The sequence below is a fragment of the Acidimicrobiales bacterium genome (assembly GCA_035316325.1).
GTDB lineage: Bacteria > Actinomycetota > Acidimicrobiia > Acidimicrobiales > VFJN01 > DASXTK01.
Map to the genome: position 1 here is coordinate 1 of DATHJB010000131.1, position 6865 is coordinate 6865.

Here is a 6865-nt window from a genome sequence, read left to right on the forward strand (position 1 = left end):
GCTCGAGCTCCTTCGACGGATCGTCCATGCCCGCCCCCACGCCCAGGGCGTACAGCAGGCAGTCCTTGCTGGCCCAGCTGCGCCGGACCGGGTCGCTCCTGGCGCCAACGGCGTCCGGGTTGATCGGCATCGTGTGGTCCCCCCTCTAGCTTCCCCCGGTGGGTTCTGAGGGCGACGCTAGCCCTTCCTCAGAAATGAGATGAATTTGTCCTGATGTCCTAAACCCGGAACCGCCGGCGCGCAGGCCGAGGGAGGCCAGCGCGCCCGCCAGGGCGAAGACGGCGCCGAGGGCGAAGGCCAGCGGGAACCGGTCGACGTCGCTGGCGTAGAGCGTGGCGAGGAGAGTGATGCCGAAGGCCACCCCGAGCTGGCCGCTCAGGCGCTCGGCGGCGCCGGCGACGCCGAGGTCGCCGTCGTCGACGCCGTCGGCGAGAGCGGTCGAGATCGCCGGGCGCAGCAGGCCGTAGCCGATGCCCTGGAGCAGGAACCCGACGGTGACCACGACCAGCAGCGACGATGCCGCCGATCCGATCGCCAGGCCGGTGAGCCCACCCGCCAGCGTCAGGTGGCCGGCGAGCGCGGCGGTGCGACTGCCGGCCCGCTCGGTGAGCCGGCCGCCCAGCGGTGACGAGAGGGCGAACAGCGCCGGCCGGATGCTGAGGATCGGCACGGCGCCGGTGAGCGAGTAGCCGAACTGCTTGACCATCAGGAGGCTGGCCAGGAAGAACGCACCCATGTACGAGGCGCTGCTGAGGAACGACCCCAGCAGCGACGACGTGGTCGCCCGCGACCTGAAGAAGCTCAGCGGCACCAGCGGAACGGCGACGCGCCGCTCGACCCACCCGAACGCCACCAGTCCCCCGCCGGCGACCGCAAGGCACCCCAGGGTGGAGGCCGAGGTCAGCCCCCACTCCGGTGCCTGGTTGACGGCGAGCAGCAGCGGCCCGATGCCGACGGCGAGCAGCACCGCGCCGGCGATGTCGAAGCGGGCCGACCGCCGCGGCGTCTCCCGCAGGACCAGCCACGACGCCACCACGGGCACGACCATCAGTGCCGCCTGGATGAGGAACAGCACCTGCCAGCCCACGGCGTCGATGACCGCCGCTCCGATGGTCAGCCCGATGACCGGCGAACCGGCGGCGACGGTGGACCACCAGCCCATGGCTCGGGCCCGGGCGCCGCCGTGGTGCACGGAGTTGATGAGCGCCATCGAGCTGGGCATCGTGCTCGCCCCCGCCACCTGCGTGAGGGTCCGCCAGGCGATGAGGGTCGCGGGGCCGGTCGCCGTCGCGGTGAGCGCGGTGGTCGTGGCGGCGACGGCGAACCCGACGATGAAGATCCGACGGTGCCCGTAGAGGTCACCGAGCTTGCCGAGCACCGGCAACGCCAGCGCCGAGCACAGCACGGGCAGGGTGATCAACCAGGCCAGTTGCGCCTCGTCGACATGGAAGTCGTCGGCGATCGTCGGGATCGCCAGGGTGAGCACCGTGACCGGGAACGTCGTGGCGAACATCCCGGCGAGGGCGACGAGCAACGCCCACCGCGGGTAGGCCCCACGGGCTTCGAGGCCCGCGGCCACCCGCTCGGGCAGGCCCACCGGCGGTGCGACGGTCCTCACATCAGGCTTCGTCGAAGCCCTGCATGTCGGCGTTCGGTCGGGCGTCCTTGACCAGATCGTCGATCAGGGCGCCGAGCAGCATGGGGTCGTCGGACGGGTCCTCCATCGTCGGGCCGCGGTGCCAACCCTCGGCCACCGAGATCATCCGCCCGGACACGTCGAACACCCGCCCGGTGACATGCCGCGACAGTGGGCTGGCGAGCCAGCACACGACGGGTGCGATGTGCCGTGGCGACATCGTCTCCTTGGCCTCGTCGGGGAGCCGGCCCATGCCGATCGACTCGGTCAGGCGGGTGAGCGCGCCCGGTGCGACGGCGTTGACGGTGGCGCCGTAGCGGGCGAGCTCCTTGGCGGCGATGATCGTGAACGCGGCGATGCCGGCCTTGGCCGCCCCGTAGTTGGTCTGGCCGACGTTGCCGTAGATGCCCGAAGCCGACGTGGTGTTGACGATGCGGCCGTCGACCTCCTCGCCGGCCTTCACCTGCTCCCGCCAGTGGGCGGCGGCGAAGTGGCTCGGCGCGAAGGTGCCCTTGAGGTGGACCTGGACGACCGCGTCCCACTCGGCTTCGGTCATGTTGGCCAGCATGCGGTCGCGGAGGATGCCGGCGTTGTTCACCAGCACGTCCAGTCGGCCGTAGGTGTCGAGGGCCTGGGCGATCAGACGCTCGGCGCCGGCCCACGAGCTGATGTCGTCGGTGTTGGCCACCGCCTCGCCGCCCCGGCCCTCGATCTCCTCGACGACCTCCTGGGCGGGACCGGTGTCGGCGCCGCTGCCGTCCGGCGAGCCGCCGAGGTCGTTGACCACGACCTGCGCGCCTTCGGCGGCCAGCAGCAGGGCGTGCTCCCGTCCGATGCCGCGGCCGGCTCCGGTGACGATGGCCACCCGTCCGTCGTTCATCCCCATGACGACCTCCCCTTCCCCCGGTGGGTTTCCGAGCGCACGCTATCCCCGCCCGTCGAGTGAGACGAATTCGTCTTGACGTCTTACCGAGGCCCGTGCGAGCCTGCGACCGTCTGAAGGGGGGTCCTGACGGTGGCCATTGCGATCAATGAGGCTCATCAGGAGCTGGAGTCCGTCGCCCGTTCTCTGCTGCAGAAGGTCGGCGCCCGCGGCCAGGCCCGGGACCTGCTGGATGCGGACGACGAGGCCCGCCCTGCCTTCTGGTCGGAGCTGGCCGACCTGGGCTGGCTCGGCTTGCACCTGCCCGAGGACGTCGGTGGTAGCGGCTTCGGCCTGCCCGAGCTGGTCGTCGTGCTGCAGGAGCTGGGACGGGCCCTGGCCCCGGGGCCGTTCCTGCCCACCGTGCTGGCCTCGGCCGTGATCGACGCGGCGGGCAACGACAGCGCCCGCACCGGGCTGCTGCCCGGCCTGGCCGACGGGTCGACGACCGCGGCCGTGGGCCTCGGGGGCGTGCTGGCCCTCGACGACGGCGTGGCGAGCGGAGACGCCGGCGCGGTCCTGGGAGCCGGCCTGGCCGAGGTGCTGGTCCTGGCCTGCGGCGACGACCTCGTGCTCGTCGACACCGGGGCTGCGGGGGTGCAGGTGACGGCGGCCGCCGGGTTGGACCCGACCCGGCGCACCGCCCGGGTCACGCTGGACGGGGTGGCGGTGGCCCCCGACCGGGTGCTGGTGGGCGCTCGGGCCGAGGCCCGCACCCTGGCGCAGGTGTTGGTGGCGGCCGAGGCGGCCGGCGGCGCCCAGGAGTGCGTCGAGCAGGCCACCGAGTACGCCAAGGTGCGTCAGCAGTTCGGTCGCCCCATCGCCATGTTCCAGGCGGTGAAGCACCACTGCGCCAACATGCTGGTGGCGTCGGAGCGGGCCACCGCCGCCGTGTGGGACGCGGCCCGCGCCGCGCCCGGAGGTGGCGACCAGCTGGCCTTCGCCGCGGCGGTGGCGGCGCTGGAGGCCCTGCCCGCGTTCCTGAGCAACGCCCAGCTGAACATCCAGGTGCACGGCGGCATCGGCTTCACCTGGGAGCACGACGGCCACATGTTCCTGCGCCGGGCGGCCACGCTGGTGGCGCTGTTCGACCCCGACGCAGCCGAGGTCCGGGTCACCGAGCTGGCAGCGGCGGGCACCAAGCGGGAGCTGGGCCTCGACCTGCCGCCGGAGGCCGAGGCCCTGCGGGAGACCACCCGGGCGGTGGCCGAGGAGCTGGCGGCACTGCCGGCCGCCGAGCAGCGCGCCGAGCTCATCGACACCGGCTACGTCCAACCCCACTGGCCCAAGCCGTGGGGTCGCGAGGCCAAGGCGCTGGAGCAGCTGGTCATCGACGAGGAGTTCGCCCGGGCCGGCGTGCAGCGACCGCAGTACGGCATCACCGGCTGGGTGATCTTCACTCTGATCCAGCACGCGACTCCCGATCAGGTCGCCCGCTGGGTCCGCCCGACGCTCGACGGTGACCTGGTGTGGTGCCAGCTGTTCAGCGAGCCCGACGCCGGCTCCGACGCCGCCGGCATCCGCACCAAGGCCACCCGGGTCGAGGGCGGGTTCCTGGTGTCGGGCCAGAAGGTGTGGACCACCGCGGCGCAGCTGTGCCACCGCGGGCTGGCGACCGTCCGCACCGACCCCGACGCCCCGAAGCACCAGGGCATCACCACGGTCGTGATCGACATGCACGCCGAGGGGGTCGAGGTCCGGCCGCTGCGGGAGGCGTCCGGGGCGACCATGTTCAACGAGGTGTACTTCGACGACGTGTTCGTCCCGGACGACGACGTCGTGGGGCCGGTCGACGGGGGCTGGGTGGTGGCCCGGTCGACCCTCGGCAACGAACGGGTGAGCATCGGCGGCTCACGTGGCGTCGGTGGCGCGGCCGTCGACCTGCTGGCCCTGCGCGCCACCTACGGCGCCGACCGGGGCTACGACGGCGAGATCGGCCGGCTGCTGTCCGAGGCCCACGTGCTGCGGCTGCTCAACCTGCGCTCGGCCGAGCGGGCGGTGGCCGGCGGTGAGCCGGGGCCCGAGGGCAACGTCACCAAGCTGGTCAGCGCCGAGCACATGCAGCGCACGGCCGACCTGGGCCTGAAGCTGGCCGGGCCCGACGTGGTCATGCGCCAGGGGCCGGGCGACACGGTGGCGCAGGTGCTGATCTTCAGCCGGGCCATGACCATCGCCGGCGGGACGTCGGAGATCACCCGGAACCAGATCGGCGAGCGCATCCTCCACCTGCCCCGCGACCCGCTGATCAACTGACCGGCGGGCCGACGCTCACGGGCGGGCGTGGCCGAAGTACATGAGCTCCCACAGGGCGTCGTCGCTGTAGCTGTCCACGAGCTCGTCATCGCGAAAGTGCTCGAGGCGCAGCTCGCCGGAGAACCGCAGGTAGGCGCCGTCGAACCCGATCAGTCGGGCGGCGAGCTTCTTGGGGCCCTTGAGCCCGTCGATGAACTTCGACACGGACAGGTCGCGGTGGCGGGTGTAGGTGATGACGTACCTGTCCTCGCCGTCCGTGTAGGTGTAGCGGGTGACGTTGGCGACGGGTTTCCCGGTCGTCTCGTCGGTGTAGGGGCCCAGTTCCTCGAACCGGACCTTGTCCGGGTCGTCGCCGATGACCTTCCCGTCGAGGGCGAGCATGAAGACCGGCAGCTCGGCGTACCCGTACTTCTCCTCGGCCGTGATGTAGGAGGTGAGCACCGAGTAGGGGCCGGCGGCGCCGCGCGCCCAGTACCAGTGGTGCATGAGCTTGAGCATCGACTCGTTGCCCCAGTTGTGATCGTGGTAGCCGACGCCCGTCGTGGTGTGCGTGTCGCCGTCGACGCTGTAGGTCGCCGTGACCTTGCCCTGGGGCACCGACGGCAGCCAGGCGAAGTAGTCCTCCGCCTCCTCGCCGAACAGCCAGTACCCGGAACCGGGCCGCCACGAGGGCACCTGCCCGGTCAGCGTGACGTCGACAGCGACGTCCTCGGCCGTCGCACGGATCCGGTACTCGTGCAGGTCGCCGGCGAAGGTGTTCTCGCCGATGCGCACGTCACAGTGCTCCGCCGAGGCCGAGTACGTGGCGGGGTCGAGCTCGACGAGCTTCTCCAGCGCCGTGCCGTCGGGCAGCGTGAGGTCGACGCGGATCGTCGGCGTCAGCGGCTTGCCGAGGTCGGTGATGTCCTTGGTCAGGAAGACGACGACGAGCTTGGCGCCGTCGTCCAGGTGGGCATCGAAGTACCACCACTCGTAGGTGCCCGGCGAACCGTCGGTGCGCCGCCCGTCCTCCCAGGGTTGGACTTCCTCAGGAGAGATGCCCAGTCGCTCGTAGTCCGGGGGATCCGAGCCGAGGCGGGAGGGAACGGTCATGCCGCCTCCATCCCCAGCCACGCACAGTGTTCAAACGGGGCCGCCCTAGCGGCGGTCGTCGGGGACGAAGGCGGGGAGGAGCATGCGCTCGAGGAAGCTGCGCAGCTCGTCGTCGGTGCGGGGCACGGCGTGGGGCACCTCGACCAGCGACCTGATGCAGCGTTGCAGCCACTCGGTGGCGTCCTCGACCGTCAGCTCCGGTCGCGCCTCGCCCGTCTCGTGGGCGTGGGTGACCAGCGGGGCCACGAAGCCGGTGAGCCGCTTCCACATCTCGGCACGGACCGGGGCGACCGCGGCCTCGATCACGGCGTGGGGCTCGTTGGTGAACAGCGTCCGGAACGGCTCGTGGGTGGCCATGTCGCGTGCCGCGAAGATCGTGCCGTCGACGATGGTGCTCGCGAAGCTGTCGCAGTTGGTGGCGACGAAGGCCCCGAGGCGCTTGAGGAACCGCTCGATCTCGCGGGTCAGCGCCGAGGCGATCAGCTCGTTCTTGTTGCCGGCGTGCCGGTACAGGGTCGCCCGGGGCACCTTCGCCTCGCGGACGACGTCGTCGATGGTGGTGTTGGCGATGCCGTAGCGCCGGAAGCAGGCCTCCGCGGCGTCGAGCAGGCGGTCGCGCAGGTCGGAGGTCGCGGTCGACGAGGCGGTCACGGTCGGAGGAGCGGCAGCAGGACGCCGTCGAGGTAGCGGTCGACGTCGGGGGGCGGCATGAGGAAGCCGGCGAGCACGAGGCGAGTGATCGCATCGGCCAGCGCGTCGGGATCGCCCGGACGCAGGTCACCGGCGGCGATCCCGTCGGCCAGGACCGGAGCGAGGGCGACGCGGCTCGCGACCAGCAGAGCTTCGATCCTGGGGAGGAGCGCACCGAGGACGTAGGGCTCGTCCTCGCGCACCTTGCTCGTCACGGGGTGATCGTTCGCGACGTGCAGCACGGCGCCGGCGATGGCGACGATGGGCTGCGG

General features: G+C 71.9%; 6 protein-coding genes. 1 reads left to right on the forward strand and 5 read right to left on the reverse strand.

The features are described from left to right. Positions 1–145: 145 nt before the first annotated feature. Together VK611_17230 and VK611_17235 are read right to left on the reverse strand one after the other, a co-directional pair. The gene (locus VK611_17230) at positions 146–1618 is read right to left on the reverse strand and encodes an MFS transporter (GenBank protein ID HMG43078.1); all 1473 of its coding nucleotides are present in this window, start codon (positions 1616–1618) and stop codon (positions 146–148) included. Between the two features lies 1 nt (position 1619). After that, the gene (locus VK611_17235; protein ID HMG43079.1) at positions 1620–2522 is read right to left on the reverse strand and encodes an SDR family oxidoreductase; all 903 of its coding nucleotides are present in this window, start codon (positions 2520–2522) and stop codon (positions 1620–1622) included. A gap of 129 nt (positions 2523–2651) precedes the next feature. Between VK611_17235 and VK611_17240 the strand changes: the two genes are divergently transcribed. Next, entirely contained in the window at positions 2652–4811 is a 2160-nt protein-coding gene (locus VK611_17240) for an acyl-CoA dehydrogenase (GenBank protein ID HMG43080.1), read from the forward strand. Positions 4812–4826: 15 nt separating this feature from the next. On the opposite strand, the gene VK611_17245 is transcribed toward VK611_17240, so the two are convergent. From VK611_17245 to VK611_17255, 3 genes are all read right to left on the reverse strand, one after another. Then, a complete protein-coding gene (locus VK611_17245; GenBank protein HMG43081.1) occupies positions 4827–5903 on the reverse strand; it encodes a lipocalin-like domain-containing protein in 1077 nt (358 codons plus the stop codon). Positions 5904–5948: 45 nt separating this feature from the next. Next, the gene (locus VK611_17250; protein HMG43082.1) at positions 5949–6554 is read right to left on the reverse strand and encodes a TetR/AcrR family transcriptional regulator; all 606 of its coding nucleotides are present in this window, start codon (positions 6552–6554) and stop codon (positions 5949–5951) included. Continuing rightward, on the reverse strand, positions 6551–6865 hold a 315-nt coding region (locus VK611_17255), incomplete at its 5' end, for a hypothetical protein (GenBank protein HMG43083.1). The genes VK611_17250 and VK611_17255, both read right to left, overlap by 4 nt.

Excerpts from the sequence above, each read along its gene's own strand:
- VK611_17235 (HMG43079.1), bottom strand. The coding sequence starts at position 2,522 with ATGGGGATGAACGACGGACGGGTGGCCATCGTCACCGGAGCCGGCCGC.
- VK611_17245 (HMG43081.1), bottom strand. The coding sequence starts at position 5,903 with ATGACCGTTCCCTCCCGCCTCGGCTCGGATCCCCCGGACTACGAGCGA.